The following is a 19041-nucleotide window of genomic DNA, read 5'->3' as shown; positions in this document are numbered from 1 at the left end:
GAGGGCCGGGACTGTCAGTGCCCCGTGCCACGATGACTTCATGACCATCGAGATCCGTCCGGCCACGGTCTTCGAGGACGTCCGCACCCTGGTCGGCCCGAAGTCCCCGACCGCCAACGTGTGTTGGTGCCTGAGCTACCGCATCCCGTCCCAGCTCAACACCGGCCTCGTCGGCCCGGCACGCGGGGAGTACGTCGCCGAGCTGTGCGTGAAGAAGCCCCCGCCCGGCGTCCTCGCGTATGACGGCGACGAGCCGGTGGGGTGGGCGGCCGTCGCCCCGCGTGCCGACACGACCTTCGCCAAGAGCCGCAAGATCCCGCACGTGGACGACCTGCCGGTCTGGTCGCTGTGGTGCGTCCGGGTGCGCCCCGGGCACCGCAAGAAGGGCATCTCGCACGCGCTCATCGAGGGCGCGGTGGAGTTCGCCCGCACGCAGGGCGCCCCGGCGATCGAGGCCTACCCGCTCGACAACGGCGACGCCCGGGTCGACCTGACGATGGCCTACGCCGGACTCCGCAAGAACTTCGCCCGCGCGGGCTTCACCCATGCCGCCGACACGACCTCGGTCCTGGCCGGGCACCCCCGGGTGCTCATGCGCCGCGACCTGCGCGAGAGCTGAAGGGGGCGCTGGTGACGGGGGCGACGCGGTGCTCAGGGTCCGGCCACCAGCCAGGTGATCAGGACCGCGTCCAGTTCGCCGCTGTAGCGGTGGACCACCGATATGCCGCGCCCGCCGGTCGCCTCCGGAAGGAGTTCCACGACGTACGAGTCCGAGCCCTCACCGGCGTCGGGCACCGGGCGACCCCGCTGGGGGTCGGTCTCCAGCGAGGCCCTGACCGCTTCCACCGCGGCGCGTTCGCGCGGGGCGAGGTCGATCCGGGCCTTCTCGGCGCCGTCGCTGTAGAAGGCCAGGGTCACCGTCGACCGGCCTCGCCCAGCTTGCGGCGCAGCTCGGCGGCCACGTCGTCGTTGGGCCGGGCCAGTGCGGCCGCGCCGTCGGGGTCGAGCCGCAGCAGGACCCGGTGCCGGTACGCCTGGATGAGCTCGCGGACCTGGGCGAGGTCGTCGAGGTCGGCGTCGTCGAGCTCCGCCTCGAACCGCTCCAGATCGGCCGGGCCGTGGGTGCGCAGGGCGGCGCGCAGTTCGTGCAGGGTGCCCATGGGCGGCCCGACTGCGGACCGGCCGGGACGCGGACGGGCCGGATGGGCCGATGGAACGGTCACGAACGCACCTCCTCGTCACTTCCCAGAAGCTACCCGGGACATGGGACGGTACGCACTCCCTCCCCCGACGGGTCCTTATCCCGCTCCGGACCGTTGTACAGGGGCTCCGTGGCTCCGTCCCGCCGCGCGGGTTGTCTACAGTCGGCGCGTGACCGAAGCCTCCCACCTCACCGCCGTCCGCGAGTCCTACGACACCGTCGCCGTCGCCTACGCCGCGCAGGTCCCCGCTCCCGCCCAACTCGACCCGCTCTCACGTGCGTTGCTCGCCGCGTTCGCCGAGACCGTGCGCGCCGCGGACCTCGGCCCCGTCGCCGATCTGGGGTGCGGGCCGGGCAAGGTCACCGCGCACCTGGCCGGCCTGGGTGTACCCGCCTTCGGGCTCGACCTGTCGCCGGGGATGGTCGGACTGGCCCGCACCGCCCACCCCGGCCTCCGCTTCGCCGTGGGCTCCATGACCGCCCTGCCCCTCGCCGACCGCTCGCTGGGCGGCATCCTCGCGTACTACTCCACCCACCACACCCCCACGGACCGACTCCCCGGTGTCTTCGCCGAGTTCCACCGGGTGCTCGCCCCGGGCGGCCACCTCATGCTGGCCGGTCATGTCGGCGAGGAAGGGGTCCGGCAGCCGAGGCAGGCGTACGGAGGGCACACCGTCACGTACACCAGCCATCTCCTCCCGCCGCCGCGCGTCCTCGCCCTGCTGCGCGGTGCGGGCTTCGCGCTGGACACGCAGGTGGTGGACGAGCCCGCCGCCGGGGCCACCAGGACCCACGCCACCCTTCTCGCCCACCGGCCGCCCAAGGCCCCTGAGGGATTCAGCGGTAGTGCCGGGTGAGTTCGTTGGCGTAGCGGCGGCCCAGGCGGGGGGCCTCGGCGCGCAGGGTGGTGCTGAGGAGGGTCGTTCCGGTGGCCGGGCCCTCCGTGTCGGCGAGGCCGTCGGCCATGGCGCGGTACTCGTCGGCGGTGAGGAGGCGGTCGCGCAGGAGCGCGCCGAGCCCGTTCGCGAGCGGCGGGATGAGGGCCCCCGGTACGTGGAGCACGCGGGCGCGGCTGCCGACGGCGTCGGCAATGGCCCGTACCAGAGTGTCGAAGGTGGGACGCTCGGGACCCACGGCGTCCAGGACCGCGTTGCCGCTGCGACGGCCCTCCGCGACGCACAACGCGGCGAGGTCGTCGACGTGGATGCCGCGCACCCGGTACGAGCCGTCGCCGCCGACGGCGAACACCGGCAGGCGGCGGAGCAGCCAGGCGATGTTGTTCAGCAGGACGCCGGGGCCGCCGAAGAGGATGGCCGGGCGCAGGATCGTGTACGGGACGCCCACGTCGGCCAGCGCCTGCTCGGTGGCCGCCTTCTCCCGGAAGTACGGGTACGGGGAGTCCGGGTCCGGGTGGGTGATCGACACGTGGACGATCCGCCGCACCCCGGCGTCGGCGGCGGCCCGGAACAGGGTGCGGGAGTGGGCGGTGGCGGCGCCGTGGTCGACGTCGCCGCGTCCGAAGCGGACCCAGTAGGTGTTGTGGAGGGTGGAGACGCCGTCCAGGGAGCGGGTCAGGCGGGCCCGGTCGGCGAAGTCGAGGGGGTGGACGTCGACGGGGGTGTCCGCGGGGGCGCGGCGGGGGTGCCCGGTGAGGGTGCGGACGCGTCGGCCGGCGTGCTGGAGGTGCTGGGCGATGGCGTGCCCGGAGTAGCTGAAGGCGCCGGTGACGGCATCGAGAGGGGCGGTTCCGGGCGGGGACACGGGCGGGGACACTGTGGGACTCCCTTCGGCTTCAGCAGGACTCCGTGAACTTCACGGCACCGATGACGATCTGTTGGCCGGTCAGGTCCGCGCCCGGTTTCGGGGAGACGGTGCAGACCCGCCAGTTCGAACCGACGAGGATCATGCGGTTCTGGCCGGAGGCGTCGCGGAGTTCGATGCGCGCGTCCTGCGGGAGGGATTCGCGGGCCACCTTGACGCTCTTGCCGACGAGGTTGGGCATGGTCGTGCCGGGCTTGGGCGGGACGCCCGCGTCGGAGGACGGGCAGGTCTCCTCGGTCTTGACCGTGCCGAAGTCCACGGTGGTACGGGTCGGGTGAGCACCCGGCTTCGGGGTCTGGGAGCAGACCTTCCAGCTGCGGTCGAGGACTTGGGCACGGCCGCGCCCGGAGGCGTCATGGCTCTTGAGGAGGCTGAACCCGGCCTTCTGCGCGCCGTCCTGGGCGGCCTGGAGCCCTTGACCGACGAAGTCGGGGAGGGTGCCGGTACGGGCGGCGGGTGCGGGGGTGTCGATCCGGGGCCCGGGGGTGCCGGTGGTGGAGCAGGCGGTGAGGGGGAGGGCGAGCGCGAGGACTGCGGCGGCGAGGTGCAACGGGCGACGGTGCATGGGGCCTCCTGGGAGGAGGGGGGCTGGCCGTGTGTCCATCATGCGCCGAATGGGGGCGGAGCGGGGGCCGGTTGGGGGCTTGCGGTGCTGGCTCGCCGGTGGGGTGGGGGCACGTGGAGGCTTATGGTGCCTGCTCGCTGGAGGGGTGGGGGCACGTGGAGGCTTATGGTGCCTGCTCGCTGGAGGGGTGGGGGCCACGTCGAGATTTACGGTGCCTGCTGGCCGGTGGGGTGGGGGGCGCGTGGGGGCTTGCGGTGCCTGCTCGCTGGAAGGGGTGGGGGCCACGAGAGGGCCTGCCGAGCCTGTCCGCGAGCCTTGCCTGTCGGGCTCTGTCGGGCTCTGTCGGGCTCTGTCGGGCTCTGTCGGGCTCTGTCGGGCTCTGTCGGGCCTGTCCGCCCTGCCTGCCGGCCAACCTTGCCCGCGTGCCGTGCCCGCCCGTCGGCCCTGTCGCCCCGTCCGGCGCGGTGAGGAGACGTCATCGCCGGGCTGTCCGCGCCTGTCCGCGCGCCCTGCCTGCCAGCCCTGCGGCTTGGGAGCCCTGTCCGCGTGCCCTGCCTGCCAGCCCTGCCGCTCGCGTCCCTTGCCCGTGTGCCCTGCCACTCGCGCGCCCTGCCGCCAGCCATCCCTGCCAGCCCTGCCGCTCGGGTCCGCTGCCCGTGTGCCCTGCCACTCGCGCGCCCTGCCGCCAGCCATCCCCGCCAGCCCTGCCGCTCGGGTCCGCTGCCCGTGTGCCCTGCCACCCGTGTGCCCTGCCGCCAGCCATCCCCGCCCGCTCTCTCCCCGCCGCCCGCCCTGTCGGCCCGTTCGGTGCGGTCAAGGGGACGCCCCCGCAGGGTTGTCCACCCCCTCCGCCCCCACTAGCGTGCCCGGGGTGGATCTCTTCTCGCACACATGGGCAGCTCTGCGCGCCGCGGTCGCCGGTCTTGCCGACGAGGACTTCGTCCGCCCCTCGGGCTGCGACGGCTGGCTCGTACAGGACCTGGTCTGCCACCTGATCATCGATGCCCAGGACGTACTGATCACCCTCGCCACCCCCGAGGACGGCCCGCCGACCCGTGACGAGCTGACCTATTGGGACGTCTCTGGCACCCCGCCCACCGGCGACGACCCGCTGGACGCGCTGACCGTCCGGCTGGCCGCCGCCTACCAGGACCCCGCCCTCCTCACGTTCCACCTGGACGACATCGGTTCGGCCGCCGGGCGGGCCGGGGCGCTGGCCGACCGGACGGCCCGGGTCGGTACCCGCGACCAGGTGCTCACCGTGGACGCCTACCTCTCCACGTACGTCATGGAGTGGACCCTCCACCACCTCGACCTCGTCGCCCACCTGCCGGAGGGCGTGCCGGGCCCGCCCGCCGAGGGGCTCGCGGCGTCGCGGCAGATGCTGGAGAGGATCGCCGGGGCGCCGTTCCCCGCGTCGTTCTCCGACACGGACGCGCTGCTGGTGGGCACGGGGCGGCGGCCCGCGACGGAGAAGGAGCGGGTGGAACTGGGGGAGTTGGGCGACCGGGTGCCGTTCGTGCTCGGCTGAACGCGGACCCGGCCGATCACCGGGAGGGGCCGCACAGGGGCAATCCGATTGCCATGGTCTCCGGGGATGGCAAGGATGACCGGATGTCTCACTTCACCGCCCCCGACGGCACTGAACTGGCCTTTCATGTACGGGGCAGGGGCGCGCCCCTGCTCTGCCTCCCCGGCGGACCGATGCGCGCCTCCGCGTACCTCGGGGACCTCGGCGGTCTGACGGAACACCGGCAGCTGGTCCTGCTGGACCTGCGCGGCACCGGTGCCTCCGCGACTCCGGCCGACCCGGCGACGTACCGCTGCGACCAACAGGTCCAGGACGTCGAGGCCTTGCGCACACACCTCGGGCTCGACCGCGTCGACCTGCTCGCGCACTCGGCGGGCGGCGATCTCGCCCTGCTCTACGCGGCCACATACCCGCAGCGTGTGCGGACCCTGACCCTCGTCACGGCGCGCGTGCGGGCGCTCGGCATCGACTTCACCGTGGAACAGCGCCGGGAGGCGGTGGAGTTGAGGGCGGGGGAGCCGTGGTTCGGTCGGGCACGGGAGGCGTTCGAGGTGGTGTTCGGCGGCGAGTCGTCGCAGCCGACGGACGACGAGTTCGATGCGGCGCAGCCGCTCTTCTACGGCCGTTGGGACGCGGCGGCGCAGGCACACGCGGCGGCGGACGTCGAGCAGAGCAACGAGGCGGCGGGGGCGGTGTACGCGTCCGAGGGAGCCTTCGACCCGGCGGCGGCGCGGCAGACGCTGGCCGGGCTGGCGGCGCCGGTGCTCTTGCTGGCGGGAGAGCTGGACGGGGGGCCGCGCCCACGGGTGGCGGCGGAGGCCGTGCACCTGTTCCCGCGCGCGGAACTGGTCGTACAGGCGGGGGCGGGGCACTTTCCATGGCTGGACGACGCGGCCGCCTTCGCCAAGACCGTGGCGGACTTCCTCGCGAAGGCGGACGCCACCGACTGACACCAAACGCAGCCCTGGGCCGCCACCGCCCCGGAGCCGACGCAAGCGGTGCCCGAACCCGACCGGTCCTGGCACCGCTCACGGAACCTGGGCGAGCTTCCCCGCGAACCGCCCCAACTCCCCGACGACCTCCCCCAGAAGCCGTACGGATGCGAGAGCGTCCCCCGGGACCTCCAAACCGTGGTCGGCCAAAGGCAGTTCGAGGATGTCGTGCGGCAGCTCCCGGGCGGCCCGGGGCACCCAGGACCCGTCGCCCGTCCCGCCGACCAGCAGGGTCGGGGCCGTGGCCCGCGCGAGGTTCCGCGACACCAGCGGAAGGTGCAGCAGCGGCGTCAGCCAGACCGCCGGAATCCCCCGGTCGGCCACCAGCCCGGTCGTGAGCGAGGCCAGCGACTTCCCGACCACGAGCCCGCACCCGCCGTCCTCGGCGTCGACCGCCCGCGCGACCTGCTCCTCCGCCCACGCCACCTGCTCGTCCGCGGTCAGTTCACGGATGCCGTCCGGCAGCTGCCACCACAACTCCCTTACGGTCCAACCATGTTGGAGCAGCACGGCACGGGCGTAGTGCAGCAGCGGCCGGGCGGGCGTGTACCCGGCCCCCGGTACGACGAGGGCGACACGGCCCGTGCCGGTACCGGTCGGGGGCTCGAACCGGTCGGGTATGGAGTGCGACATGGGCACAGGCTAATTCCCGCCCCCGCAAGCACAACCACCGGCATCTGCGGCCGCTGCCGCGACGACTTCGGGCGGAAGCCCGGGGCGATCGGCTGCCACCGGCCTCGCCCGACGGTCGCCCAGACACACCGCCAACGCCCGTGCCGTCGCGCGAGGATGCCGGGCGATCACCCGCAACGCCCGCGACACCGGCGGCTCGCGCCGGGCCAGGAACTCCAACAGGCCCGGCGTGGCACCCGGGTTGGCGGCGACCCGGGCCACGACCTGGGCCCCGCACCGTACGACCATCGCCCTCAACTGGGCATCGGAGAGCCCCTGATGCGGGGCGACCGCCGCGACGACCTGCCTTGCGGGCGACCGCCGCGACGACCTGCCTCGCCTGCGGCGGCAAGCCCGGCGGCGCGCCCGTCGACGTCAACGACACGTGCCCCACCCGGCACTGACCGCACGTTGCGGCCCGCGTTCCCGCCCGTGCGAAGCGTCGGGGGTGCGAGCGGGGGCGGTTACTTCTGGTGACCGGTGGCGTAGCGGGCGAGCATCGTCTCCACGGCCTCGTCGACGGCATGGCCGGTCGCGTCGGCGGCCGGGTTCCAGTCGGTGAGCAGCATCCGGGGCCACAGGACGAAGTTGGCGATCATGCCGAGGAACTGGTTGGCGGCGCTCTCCGCGTCGGGCACGCGCGCGGTGCCGGCCTCGTGCTCGGCTTGCAGGTAGAGCCGTACGGAGTCGAAGTAGGGCAGCTTGCCCAGCTGGAACTGCATCCTGCCCAGTTCGGGCAGGCGCGGCAGTTCGGCGATGACGATCCTGAACAGGGCCGTCATCGCGGGCCGGCCGACCAGCTCCGCGTAACGGTGGCCGATGGCCGTCAGGCCCGCACGCAGGTCGCCGGGCGGGGGCGGGGGTGGGGTCGCAGCGTGACCGGACCCCCGCTGCCACGACTCGCTCACGATGGCCTCGAACAGGGCCGCCTTCGTGGGGAACTGCTTGAACAGCGTGGACTTTGACACCCCGGCCGCCTCGGCGATCCGGGCCAGTGACGTCCCTGCGTAGCCGTGGTCGAGGAACAGGGCGGTGGCGGACGAGGTGATCGCCTCCCGCTTCTGCCGCGCCAGCCGCCGGTGGTGGTCGGAGAGTCCTTCTGTCATGGCGTCAGTATGCCCGCTCCTGCGAGGCGAGTCACTTGACTCGCCTCTGGAGGCGGGCCTACGTTGAAAGAGGCGAGTCGACCGACTCGCCTCTCATGTCGGGCAGTGAGCCCTACAGCGTTTCCCCCTTCCCATCCGAGGAGCAGTCCCATGGACAGCAAGAAGATCGCGCTGGTGACCGGTGCCAACCGAGGGCTGGGCCGCAGCACGGCGCTGGCCCTGGCGCAGCGGGGCATCAAGGTCGTCGTCACCTGCCGGGGTGATGAGGTCGGGGCGCAGGAAACGGTCGAGGCGGTGCGGGCGGCCGGGGCCGACGGCCTCGTGCTGCGTCTGGACATCGCCGATGTCGCCTCGTTCCCGCTCTTCGCGGCCGAGCTCGGCGAGCACCTGCGGCCCTGGGGCGCCACGCGGCTGGACATCCTGGTCAACAACGCAGGTGTGGGGATCTTCAGCCCCCTGGAGCAGGTCGGTGTCGCGGACTTCGACGCGATGATGGACACCAACGTCCGTGGGACCTTCTTCCTCATCCAGGCACTGGTGCCACTGATGGCCGACCCCGCCAGCGTCATCAACGTCTCCAGCTCCCTGACCCGCCACACCAGCCCGGCCACAGCCGTCTACGCGGCGTCCAAGGCCGCCGTCGAAGTGTTCAGCCGCAGCCTGGCCCTGGAACTGGGCCCGCGCGGCATCCGGGTCAACTCCGTCGCCCCGGGACCGACCGCCACCGACTTCAACGGCGGTGCCATGCGCGATGACAGCGACATACGAGCGGGACTGGCGGCGCAGACCGCCCTGGGCCGCGTCGGCGAGCCCGCCGAGATCGGCGACGCCATCGCCACGCTCGCCTCCGACGGACTGCGATGGGTCACCGCCCAACGCATCGAGGTTTCCGGCGGCGCCCTGCTCTAGCGGGACACCGTTGCCTGCACCCGCGGGCCCCGTACCGGCACTTCACGTCCAACGATCACGCGCATCCTGGACACGCTGGATCACCGGGTCACCGGTCCTTCGAGAGGGCGTACAGCTCGGCCAGCAGGCTGTCCTCCCGGGCGACCAGTTCGTCGAACGTGCCCTGTTCGCGGATACGGCCCTTGTCGAGGACGATGACGCGGTCCGCCATCCGTACGTTGTCCAGGCGGTGCGTCACGACCAGCGTGATACGGCCCGGGGCCAGCTCCCGCAGGGCGCGGAAGATCTCGTGCTCGCCCCTCGGGTCCATCTCGCTGGTGGGTTCGTCCAGGACCAGGACGCCGGGACTCCGGTAGAGCGCCCGGGCACAGGCGAGGCGTTGCCACTGGCCGCCGGAGAGTTCGTGGCCGCCCCACACCGAGCGGGCCAGGAGGGTGCCCAGTTCGGCGGGCAGTTTGCGCAGGGGGGCGGCCATGCCGACGGATTCCGCCGCCTCCCAGACCCGGAAGTCGTCGAACTCCCGCTGCTGGCCGAGCGTGATGTTCTCGCGCGCGGCCAGGGGCCAGTGGCCGTTCTTCTGCGGGACCAGGCCCACATGCCGCCACACCGACTCGGCGTCCGCCTCCGCCAGGTCGGTGGCGTCCCAGCGGACGTGGCCCGAGGTCGGCAGGGTCAGCCCGGTGATCAGCCGTACGAGTGTCGACTTTCCCGCGCCGTTCTCACCGACGATCGCGGTCACTTCGCCGCGCCGGAGGGTGAGGGAGAGCGGGTGGAGGGCCGGGGTGTCCTTGTGGGGATAGGCGAATGCGACGTCGTCGAGATGAATGGTGTGGGGGGCGGTGGGGACGAGGGACGTTCCTCGATTCGTGGTCGAATTTCGTACTTCGGTCAGGAATTCGTGGTAGTCGCTGAGATAGAGGCCGTGGTGGAACATCACCGTGCCGTACCGAATGATGGAATTCAGGGCCCGGCCGGACGTCTGCGAGGCCACGATCGCGGTTCCGGCCACGGCCAGGGCCATGTGCCCGCCGAGTACGAGTGCCGCGAGCGACGCCCACATTCCGAGGACGAAGAATCCGGAGAGCGCGGCAGCGAGTGCGGTGATACGGAGATAGGGGCCCGCCCCTTCCAGTTCCTTGCCCTCGACGCGGTCGCACATCGTCCGGTACCAGAAATGCAGGTATTCCCGCATGGTGTTGGCGCGCAGTTCGTCGGCGAGTTCGGCGGTGGTCAGCCACCACCGCATCATCGAGCGGACATTGCGCGAGGAAATCGTGCGGTCGTGGACGCGGTAGTCGATGCGCGCCGCGATCACCCCGCCGAGCCCCTTCGGGACGACGGAGAGGAGCAGGACGAAGAGCAGGAGGGGGTGGAGCAGGGTCAAGACGGAAGCGGCGGAGACCAGTTGGACCAGGCCGTTGGTGAAGGTCTTCGCGTCGTCCGCGAGGTCCACCGCCCGCGCCGCCCCGATCTCGGCCGCCTGACTGCGGTCCTTGAACCCTTCCTGGTCGTACGCGCTGACCTCGGCCCGCATGTGCAGGTCGACGATGGTGAGGTCGGCGGCGGAGGCCACCTGGGGGTTGAGGCGCCGGGTGGCCCAGTCGGCGCCGATCCACGCCCCCGAACCGGCGGCCTGCGCCACCCCCGCGACGACGAGCGCGGGCCAGGCCGCGTGCAGCGCCGCGGCGGGGCTCGACGCGGTGAAGAGGTGGGGCAGGGCGCGGGCCACGGCGGCCAGCATGATCGCCGTGCCGATGCCCGACAGCACCTGGCAGACCAGCACGGTGAGCACCATGCGCCGGTCGACCGACCAGGCCAGCCGGGCGGTCTGCGCCAGCGCGGTCGGGATGCGCCGGGCCATGTCGAGGAGCGTGGCGTCCTCCATCGCCCGGCGGTGGCGCCGCCCGTTGTAGTCCAGTTCGGGCGGCACGGTGGGCCGGGGCCGATCGGGCCGGGGCTGCGGAACGGTGGGGGAAGGGGTGGGGCCGGTGGCCGGGCCGTGGTGGGCGGGGCCGGACGTACCGGGTCGGCTGTCCTCGGATTTGCTCATGCCGCCCACCTCGGTGAACGGCGTGAGGAGGTGCCCGGCAGCGCCCTGACGGCGTCAACCAGGTGCCGGGACCGGGCGGGACCGGCGGGAGGGTTCTCGAACGCAAAGTGACGTCGAGTACGGGAACGGACGGCATGCATGGGTCCTCCTGAGGAGACGCGATCGGATGCGGCAGCGGGGAAACTCTCCTGATCAAGGACCCGTTACGGGGAGCGGGAGGCGAATCGTCGAGTGAATGTTCGGGTTCGGGGGTGTGGGCGGGCGGGGGCTGTGCGGGCGGCTCGTGATCCGGCGTTCGATTCACTCCTGGGTGGCTCTTCACCCGTCCGAGGGATTGCCGGGAGGCGTCCTGATGACGTGACAGGAGCGGCCGGCGGACCCGTACGGTCGGCTCGGGCAGCCGGGGCCTCTCCGCTCCGCAGCGGGTGGCCCCGGTCGTCCGCCCGCCCGGACGGCTGCGCTAGCGTGCGCGGTACGAGCGGGAAACGATCACGGGACCAGGGGAGGACCTCATCGTGCGGGAAGTGGCACGCCACGGAGTCGACCGGCAGAGCATCGCCCAAGCGCTGGAGGACATCAGGGGCCGGACCTTCGGGTACTGGCACGGCCTGCAGTACGGCGGCCTGGCACTGAACGACCTCCGGCGCATGTGCGACGACCTCCACGACCACATCGCCGCCCGCACCCTGGACGACCCCTCGCTCGGCGACGCTCACGCTCGGCAGGCGCTGGAGGCCGGTTCGGAGGGGGCGTTCGGCGTGCTGAGCCTCGGCTGCTTCCCCAGCGGGGACTTCGACATCAGCTTCCCGCTCGCCGACCGGGAACTCCGCAGCGGCGAGGGTGTCACCTTCGAGGACGTCGTGGAGTTCGCCCCCACCACGGAACACTGGCTGGACGCCTTCGCCTGGGCGGTGACCAGCGGCCTCGTCCACGAGCGCGACCGCGTGCTGGGCCTGCTCCTCCGCTCCGACTACGCCCCGGCCATCCGCGAGGGCGTGCCCTACTCGCGCCTGGAGTCGACGTCGTCCCCCGCAGGCCTCGCCGAGATGAACGCGCTGTGCCTCTACCTGACGGAGGCCTCCGGCCACCGCCCCGGCGACTGGCCCACCACCGCCCTGCGCAAGCCCGACGCCGCCGAACGGGCCGCTGCGGCACGGGACTTGGACGCGGCCTCCGCCTCGACCCCCGCGACGCCGGACCAGCGCCTGCTGCGCGTCCTCCTGGACGACGACCGCCCCGCCTTCGAAGCGGCGCTCACGGACCGTCTCGTACGACTCTCCACGGAGACCCCTGCCGCCGCGCCGCCGCGCACTCTGCTCCCGCTGCTCACGATCGCCCTGACCGCACTGGCCGTTCAGGTCCACGGCTGGCAACTCGACCTGGAGTCGCACTACTTGCCTGAGAGCCTGATCCAGACACCGGGCCGACCGTCACGCACGAGCTGACCCGGGTGCCCGGCAGCGGACCCGACCCCGGACTCGGTCCGCCCGTCCGATCCCTCTTCCGGGACGTCGTCACCGACCGCATGCTCGGCGGTCAACTCCCGCCTCAGGCGGCCATGTTGTACGAGGGCGGAGTCGACCCGAGCCGGGACGGCGACGCGGGCTTCCTCGCGGACTTCCTCCACGAGTTCCTGCACCAGGACACCTGCACCCCGGTCACTGCCGACGGCGTCCCGCTCCTCGCGGTGCTGGCCGCCGACGACCGCGTACCGCCGCAGCAGCGGTACGCCTTGGCGGGACTGCTCCTGTCCATCGCCACCGTGACGGAGCGCCACCTCGCCGAATCCTGGCCGCGTCCCGCGCCGCATGCGGACCCGGACAGCGAGCAACGGGCGCGTCAGGCCGTCGAGTTGGAACTCGCAGGCCTTCTTGCCCGTTGGGGCGTCGAGTGTCCCGCCGTACGGCTGGCGCTTGCCGGTCTCGCGGTCGTCTTCCCCATGGCCCGTACCCTTCCGGCGCTCAGCGCGCGTCTGTGGGGATGCGTCGACCGGTATCCCGAGGGCACCGACCTCGGCGATTATGTGCGCTTCGTGCTGGTGCTCGCCGCCCGGGACGATCACCGCACCCTCGCGGCGCTGGAGGCCTGGACGGACATCCGCCGGCAAGGGACCGCACGTCAAGTACCGGTGCGGGCGCGGGCATTGCATCTGCTGGAGCAGATGTTCCGGGCCCTCTTTCAGGGGCGGCGTGTCGCGAGCACGCAGAATTCGTTGCCCTCGGGATCTGCGAGTGTCACCCAGCTCTCCTGACCGGTCTGACCGACGTCGGCCGGGCGGGCGCCCAGCGAGAGCAGGCGGCTGACCTCCGCCTCCTGACCGCTGTCCGTGGGGTTGACGTCGAGGTGCAGCCGGTTCTTGACCGTCTTGCCCTCGGGCACCCGGACGAACGCCAGCGTCGGCGGTACCGGACCGGGGCGGTCAATGCCCTCGGGTACGGCGGGGGAGCCGATGGAGATGTACTCCCCGTCGCCCTCCTCGTCCTGCACCTCGTAGCCGAGTACCGCGCACCAGAAGCGGGCGAGCGCGGCGGGGTCGGCGCAGTCGACGGCGAGCTCGGTGAACTTGCTGGTCATGCGGGGGCCTCCGGGGGCGTGGGTGGGTGCTGCCGGGCCACAGGGTAGTCACGGGGGCCTGTCGCCGGCGGCCGTCTGCCCCGGCCCACCCCGCCCCGGCCCGCATGCCCCGCGAGGCGTGCCCGGCTGACTACCATGACCCTCTGCGCGAACCTGTCAAAAGCCGCACCGTCGCGATCCTGCCCCCGACAGACGAGAGGACCCCCATGACCGCCACCGTCAGCTTCGAGGGAACCGAGACCGCATCCGGCCAACTGGAGTCACGCGCAAAGAAGTTGGCGGGCGGTCTGTACGCGCTCGGGCTGCGCGCCGGAGACGTCGTCGCGGTGCTGCTGCGCAACGACGCCGTGTACGTCGACGTCATGCTGGCCTGTCGCCTCGGCGGCTACCACTTCTGTCCGCTCAACTGGCACTTCACCCCGGCCGAGCTCGCATACATCGTCGCGGACTGCGGCGCGAAGGCCGTCGTCGGCCACACGGACCTGCTGGCGGCGGCACACGACGCGCTGCCCGACGGACTCCCGGCCCTCGCCGTCGGCGCCGGACCGACGGAGCCCGCCCACGTGCCGTACGAACCCTGGCTCGCCCAACAGCCCGACTACGACGGCCCGTTGGTTTCCCCCGGCGGGCACATGGCGTACACCTCCGGCACCACAGGCCGCCCCAAGGGCGTCGTCCGCGCCCCCGTCCCGGTCGAGGAGATCGACGACTTCCGCAACCGCACCCTCGCCGTCGTCGGCCAGGTCTACGGCCTGCGCCCCGGCTGCCGCGCCCTGATGACGGCCCCGCTCTACCACAGCGCCCCGAGCATGTTCGCCCAGTACGCGGCCATCGCCGCCGACCTGTTCGTCATCGCCCCGCGCTTCGACCCCGAGCAGACCCTCGCCCTGGTCGAGCGTCACCGCATCGACGCGCTGTACTGCGTACCGACCATGTACGTACGGCTGCTCAAGCTGCCGCGCGAGGTCCGGGAGCGGTACGACCTGTCCTCGCTGCGCTTCGTCGGCTCGACCGGGGCGCCGTGCGCGCCCGAGGTCAAGCGGGCCCTCATCGACTGGCTCGGGCCGATCGTGCACGAGACGTACGCCTCCAGCGAGACGGGTTACATCACCGTCATCGACTCCCACGAGGCCCTGGAACGGCCCGGCAGCGTCGGCCGCCCGCTCGGCGACGCGCAGATCAGGGTGATCGACGAGAACGGCAAGGACTGCCCGCCCGGCGAGGTCGGTGTCCTGTACGTACGCCAGCCCGCGCACACCGACTTCACCTACCAGGGCCGCCCGGAGGCCCGCGCGGAGGCGGGCCTCGACGGGCTGGTCTCGGTCGGCGACATGGGCTACCTCGACGCCGACGGCTACCTCTACATCTGCGACCGCGCCGTCGACATGGTCATCTCCGGCGGTGTCAACATCTACCCCGCCGAGATCGAGGCCGCCCTGCTGACCCTCCCCGGCGTCCTGGACTGCGCGGTCTTCGGCATACCCGACGCCGAGTTCGGCGAGCGCCTGCACGCACTCGTGCAGCCGGAGCCGGGCGCCACCCCCGACCCCGACGCCCTGCGTGCCTCCCTGCGCACCACCCTCGCGGGCTTCAAGGTCCCCCGCACCCTCGATCTCGTCCCCGATCTGCCCCGCGACCCCAACGGCAAGATCGCCAAGCACCGGGTGCGCGCCTCGTACCTGAGGTCGGCGGCCCACCGGGCCTGAGCCGCTCCGCCCGCACCCCGGACCCGCAGTGAGGGGCCGGGGTGCTTCTGCGTGCCCCGGCGGATCCGGAGGGGCACGTACCGCTCCGGACCGGGGCGGATGGTGTCGAGTGCGCCTCGCGCGATGACTCCGCCAACTCCCTTCACGTACCGCTCCGTTGACAAAACCGATACCTGGTAGAAACCTGTCTGCTCAGCGCTGCAAAAGATTGACTGATCTACTCAATTTTTTGATTATCGGCGTTCGCTATCCGATATCACCAGGCTCCCGGTCATCCCCCTCGCGCCCGAAAGCCGTGCGGCGGGGCCGTGGTCGCGCGCCCAGGGAAGGGATCGAGAGAGCTTCATGAGTGAGAGAAACCGCTTCAGGACTCCGAGAGACCGCAGACGTCGCAACCGGCGGCTGCTCGCCGGGCTGACGGCGGCCGGTCTGCTCGCGGGCGGGCTGCTGCCCGTGGCCGCACATGCCGCCGAACGGCAGGGCGCAGCAGTGAGCGCCGCGCCGCGCGCACTGGAGGGCCCCAACCTCGCCCTCGGCCGCCCCGCCACCGCGTCCGGCGCCCACGGTGCCTACCCGGCGGGCAACGTCACCGACGGCAGCCAGGCCACGTACTGGGAGAGTGCATCCGGCACCTTCCCGCAGTGGGTGCAGATCGACCTCGGCACCGCCACCGACCTCACCGAGGTGGTGCTCAAGCTCCCCGCGTCCTGGGAGGCCCGCACCCAGACCCTGAGCGTTCAGGGGAGCACCGACGGCACCGCCTTCAGCGCCCTGTCCGCATCGGCGGGCCGGAACTTCGCGCCCGCCTCGGGCAACCGCGTGCCGATCGCCGTCTCCGGCCGGGCCCGCTACGTACGCGTCCAGATCAGCGCCAACACCGGCTGGAGCGCCGGCCAGCTGAGCGAGTTGGAGGTGTACGGCAAGGACGGCGGGACCGGCCCCGGTGAGCCGCCCGCCGGAACCAACCTCGCCCTGCGCAAGCCGATCGAAGCCTCCTCCACCACCCAGAACTACGTCCCGGCCAACGCCAACGACGACAGCACCAGCACCTACTGGGAGGCGGGCGGCGCTTCCTCCACCCTCACCGTCAAGCTCGGCGCGGACGCCGACCTGTCGGGCGTCGTCCTCAAGCTCAACCCCGACGCCGCCTGGGGAGCGAGGACCCAGAACCTTCAGGTCCTCGGCCGGGCGGCGGGCGCGACTGCCTTCACTTCGCTCAGGGCACGCGCCGACTACTCCTTCAGCCCCTCCGGCAACAGGAACACCGTCACCATCCCGGTCTCCGGCCGCTACGCCGACGTACGCCTCCAGTTCTTCGGCAACACCGGGGCGGGCGGCGGCCAGGTGGCCGAGTTCCAGGTGGTCGGAGCGGCGGCCCCGGCCCCCGACCTGACCGTGGCGGACCTGACCTGGTCGCCCACCGCGCCGTCCGAAGCGGACCCGGTCACCGTGGATGCGACCGTGCGCAACACCGGCACCGCCGCGTCCCCCGCCACCACCGTCGACGTCAGCGTCGAAGGAACCGTCGCGGGCAGCGGGGCAGTCGGCGCGCTCGCACCCGGCGCGTCCGCGAAGGTGCCCGTCCAGGTCGGCAAGCGGGCCGCCGGAAGCTACACGGTGTCGGCGGTCGTCGACCCCACCGACACCGTCGCCGAACTCGACAACAGCAACAACGGACGAACGGCAGCAGCCAAGTTGACGGTCGGTCAGGCACCCGGTCCCGACCTCGACGTCACCGGCATCACCAGCAGCCCGGCGAACCCGGCGGTCGGCTCACCGGTCAGCTTCACCGTCGCCGTCCGCAACCGGGGCAACGTGGCCGTCCCCGCCGGATCGGTCACCCGGCTGACCGTGGGCGGCAGCACCCTCAACGGCACCACGCCCGCCGTCGCGGCAGGCGGCACCGCCACCGTCGCCGTCAACGGCACCTGGACCGCCGCCAGCGGCGGAGCGACCCTGACCGCCACCGCCGATGCCACGGGCGTCGTCGCCGAGACCAACGAGAACAACAACACCTTGGCCCGCTCCCTGGTCGTCGGTCGCGGCGCCGCCGTCCCGTACACCGCGTACGAGGCGGAGGACGGCCGGTACAACGGCACCCTCCTGGAGTCGGACGCCCAACGCACCTTCGGGCACACCAACTTCGCCACCGAGTCCTCGGGCCGCAAGTCCGTCCGGCTGACCGCCACCGGCCAGTACGTCGAGGTCAGCTCGACCGGCGCCGCCAACTCCCTCGTCGTACGCAACTCCATCCCCGACGCGGCGGCGGGCGGCGGCCAGGAGGCGACGCTGAGCCTCTACGCCAACGGCCAGTTCGTCCGCAAGGTCAACCTGTCCTCCAAGCACAGCTGGCTGTACGGCAGCACCGACGACCCCGAGGGCCTCACCAACCGGCCCGGCGGCGACGCCCGTCGCCTCTTCGACGAGTCGAACGTCCTGCTCAGCCAGACCTACCCGGCCGGCACCGTCTTCCGCCTCCAGCGCGACGCGGGCGACAACGCCTCCTTCTACGTCGTCGACCTGATCGACCTGGAGCAGGTCGCCGCCCCGGCCGCCAAGCCCGCCGAGTGCACCTCCATCACCGCCTACGGGGCCGTGCCCAACGACGGCATCGACGACGCCGACGCCATCCAGCGCGCGGTGACCGCCGACCAGAACGGCGACATCCCCTGCGTGTGGATACCGGCCGGCCAGTGGCGGCAGGAGAAGAAGATCCTCACCGACGACCCGCTGAACCGCGGGCAGTTCAACCAGGTCGGCATCAAGGACGTCACGATCCGCGGCGCGGGCATGTGGCACTCCCAGCTCTACTCGCTGATCGCCCCGCAGGACGCGGGCGGCATCAACCACCCGCACGAGGGCAACTTCGGCTTCGACATCGACGACAACACCAAGATCTCCGACATCGCGATCTTCGGCTCCGGCACCATCCGGGGCGGCGACGGCAACGCCGAGGGCGGCGTCGCGCTCAACGGCCGCTTCGGCAAGAACACGAAGATCAGCAACGTCTGGATCGAGCACGCCAACGTGGGCGCCTGGGTCGGCCGCGACTACTCCAACATCCCCGAGCTGTGGGGGCCGGGCGACGGCCTCGAATTCAACGGCGTCCGCATCCGCAACACCTACGCCGACGGCGTCAACTTCGCGAACGGCACCCGCAATTCGACCGTTTTCAACTCCTCCTTCCGCAACACGGGCGACGACGCGCTCGCGGTCTGGGCCAGCAAGTACGTCAAGGACACCTCCGTCGACGTCGGCCACGACAACCACTTCCGCAACAACACCATCCAGCTGCCGTGGCGCGCCAACGGCATCGCGGTGTACGGCGGGTACGGAAACACCATCGAGAACAACCTCATCTCCGACACCATGAACTACCCCGGCATCATGCTGGCCACCGACCACGACCCGCTGCCCTTCTCCGGCCAGACCCTGATCGCGGGCAACGGGCTGCACCGCACCGGCGGCGCGTTCTGGAACGAGGACCAGGAATTCGGTGCGATCACCCTGTTCGCCCAGGGCCAGCCGATACCCGGCGTCACCATCCGCGACACCGACATCCGCGACTCGACCTACGACGGCATCCAGTTCAAGACCGGCGGCGGCGAGATGCCGAACGTGCAGATCAAGAACGTCACCATCGACAAGTCGAACAACGGCTCCGGAATCCTCGCCATGAGCGGGGCCCGAGGCAGCGCCACCCTCTCCGGCGTGACCATCACCAACTCGGCGCAGGGCAACGTCCTCATCGAGCCGGGCTCCCCGTTCGTGATCAACGGCGCGGCGGGAGCACAGGCCTCGCGCCGCTGATCACCGTACGTACGACCCCCGTACGACCGGTGCGCCCGGCCCCAGCGCCGGGCGCACCGCCCCCCACCCATCCCACTGACGTGCCCCACCGCGTGCGCGGCGGG

The 19041-nt window shown here is 72.1% G+C and carries 17 protein-coding genes; 9 read left to right on the top strand and 8 right to left on the bottom strand.

Annotated features, from left to right (window positions below):
• The first annotated feature begins 40 nt into the window (after positions 1–40).
• Positions 41–619, top strand: coding sequence for a GNAT family N-acetyltransferase (locus tag ACIO3O_RS35035; protein ID WP_401752932.1), 579 nt, complete (start codon positions 41–43; stop codon positions 617–619).
• A gap of 32 nt (positions 620–651) precedes the next feature.
• Here the strand turns inward: ACIO3O_RS35035 and ACIO3O_RS35030 are convergent, their stop codons facing one another.
• Together ACIO3O_RS35030 and ACIO3O_RS35025 are read right to left on the bottom strand one after the other, a co-directional pair.
• The gene (locus ACIO3O_RS35030) at positions 652–918 is read right to left on the bottom strand and encodes a hypothetical protein (RefSeq protein WP_401752931.1); all 267 of its coding nucleotides are present in this window, start codon (positions 916–918) and stop codon (positions 652–654) included.
• A complete protein-coding gene (locus tag ACIO3O_RS35025; protein WP_401752930.1) occupies positions 915–1223 on the bottom strand; it encodes a hypothetical protein in 309 nt (102 codons plus the stop codon). Before ACIO3O_RS35025 ends, ACIO3O_RS35030 begins: the two co-directional genes overlap by 4 nt.
• 148 nt (positions 1224–1371) lie before the next feature.
• Here ACIO3O_RS35025 and ACIO3O_RS35020 point away from each other — a divergent pair, with 148 nt between their 5' ends.
• On the top strand, positions 1372–2058 hold the full coding sequence (locus ACIO3O_RS35020; protein WP_401752929.1) for a class I SAM-dependent methyltransferase: 687 nt from the start codon (positions 1372–1374) through the stop codon (positions 2056–2058).
• Here the strand turns inward: ACIO3O_RS35020 and ACIO3O_RS35015 are convergent.
• Complete coding sequence (locus tag ACIO3O_RS35015) at positions 2039–2974, bottom strand: SDR family oxidoreductase (RefSeq protein ID WP_401752928.1); 936 nt, start codon at positions 2972–2974, stop codon at positions 2039–2041. The two genes, ACIO3O_RS35020 and ACIO3O_RS35015, sit on opposite strands and share 20 nt — an antisense overlap.
• 19 nt (positions 2975–2993) lie before the next feature.
• Complete coding sequence (locus ACIO3O_RS35010) at positions 2994–3587, bottom strand: hypothetical protein (protein ID WP_401752927.1); 594 nt, start codon at positions 3585–3587, stop codon at positions 2994–2996.
• Between the two features lie 871 nt (positions 3588–4458).
• Between ACIO3O_RS35010 and ACIO3O_RS35005 the strand changes: the two genes are divergently transcribed.
• Entirely contained in the window at positions 4459–5118 is a 660-nt protein-coding gene (locus tag ACIO3O_RS35005) for a maleylpyruvate isomerase N-terminal domain-containing protein (protein WP_401752926.1), read from the top strand.
• Positions 5119–5201: 83 nt separating this feature from the next.
• Positions 5202–6068: an alpha/beta fold hydrolase gene (locus tag ACIO3O_RS35000; RefSeq protein ID WP_401752925.1), complete on the top strand. Its 867-nt coding sequence runs from the start codon at positions 5202–5204 to the stop codon at positions 6066–6068.
• Positions 6069–6146: 78 nt separating this feature from the next.
• On the opposite strand, the gene ACIO3O_RS34995 is transcribed toward ACIO3O_RS35000, so the two are convergent.
• Together ACIO3O_RS34995 and ACIO3O_RS34990 are read right to left on the bottom strand one after the other, a co-directional pair.
• Positions 6147–6743 (bottom strand): alpha/beta hydrolase, encoded by a 597-nt coding sequence (locus ACIO3O_RS34995; RefSeq protein ID WP_401752924.1) that lies wholly within the window; start codon positions 6741–6743, stop codon positions 6147–6149.
• Positions 6744–7246: 503 nt separating this feature from the next.
• Positions 7247–7888 carry a TetR/AcrR family transcriptional regulator gene (locus ACIO3O_RS34990; RefSeq protein WP_401752923.1) on the bottom strand — a complete coding sequence of 214 codons (642 nt, stop codon included), beginning with the start codon at positions 7886–7888 and terminating at the stop codon, positions 7247–7249.
• 150 nt (positions 7889–8038) lie between these two features.
• Here ACIO3O_RS34990 and ACIO3O_RS34985 point away from each other — a divergent pair, with 150 nt between their 5' ends.
• On the top strand, positions 8039–8797 hold the full coding sequence (locus ACIO3O_RS34985; protein WP_401752922.1) for an SDR family NAD(P)-dependent oxidoreductase: 759 nt from the start codon (positions 8039–8041) through the stop codon (positions 8795–8797).
• Between the two features lie 88 nt (positions 8798–8885).
• Here ACIO3O_RS34985 and ACIO3O_RS34980 read toward each other — a convergent pair whose 3' ends face one another.
• A complete protein-coding gene (locus ACIO3O_RS34980; RefSeq protein ID WP_401752921.1) occupies positions 8886–10847 on the bottom strand; it encodes an ATP-binding cassette domain-containing protein in 1962 nt (653 codons plus the stop codon).
• A 524-nt stretch (positions 10848–11371) separates the two neighbouring features.
• Between ACIO3O_RS34980 and ACIO3O_RS34975 the strand changes: the two genes are divergently transcribed.
• Together ACIO3O_RS34975 and ACIO3O_RS34970 are read left to right on the top strand one after the other, a co-directional pair.
• Positions 11372–12292, top strand: a complete 921-nt coding sequence (locus tag ACIO3O_RS34975) for an immunity 49 family protein (protein ID WP_401752920.1) — start codon at positions 11372–11374, stop codon at positions 12290–12292.
• 5 nt (positions 12293–12297) lie between these two features.
• Positions 12298–13098, top strand: coding sequence for a hypothetical protein (locus ACIO3O_RS34970; protein ID WP_401752919.1), 801 nt, complete (start codon positions 12298–12300; stop codon positions 13096–13098).
• Here ACIO3O_RS34970 and ACIO3O_RS34965 read toward each other — a convergent pair.
• Positions 13026–13421: a VOC family protein gene (locus tag ACIO3O_RS34965; RefSeq protein ID WP_401752918.1), complete on the bottom strand. Its 396-nt coding sequence runs from the start codon at positions 13419–13421 to the stop codon at positions 13026–13028. The genes ACIO3O_RS34970 and ACIO3O_RS34965 overlap by 73 nt on opposite strands.
• Before the next feature lie 206 nt (positions 13422–13627).
• On the opposite strand from ACIO3O_RS34965, the gene ACIO3O_RS34960 reads away from it, so the two are divergent.
• Complete coding sequence (locus tag ACIO3O_RS34960; RefSeq protein WP_401752917.1) at positions 13628–15127, top strand: AMP-binding protein; 1500 nt, start codon at positions 13628–13630, stop codon at positions 15125–15127.
• 345 nt (positions 15128–15472) lie between these two features.
• Positions 15473–18937: a CARDB domain-containing protein gene (locus tag ACIO3O_RS34955; RefSeq protein ID WP_401752916.1), complete on the top strand. Its 3465-nt coding sequence runs from the start codon at positions 15473–15475 to the stop codon at positions 18935–18937.
• Positions 18938–19041: the final 104 nt, after the last annotated feature.

Source organism: Streptomyces sp. NPDC087440 (assembly GCF_044744005.1).
In the GTDB taxonomy this organism is placed as follows: Bacteria; Actinomycetota; Actinomycetes; order Streptomycetales; family Streptomycetaceae; genus Streptomyces.
Note: the sequence above shows the minus strand (reverse complement) of the source record. Positions and strands in the feature narration are given on the sequence as shown.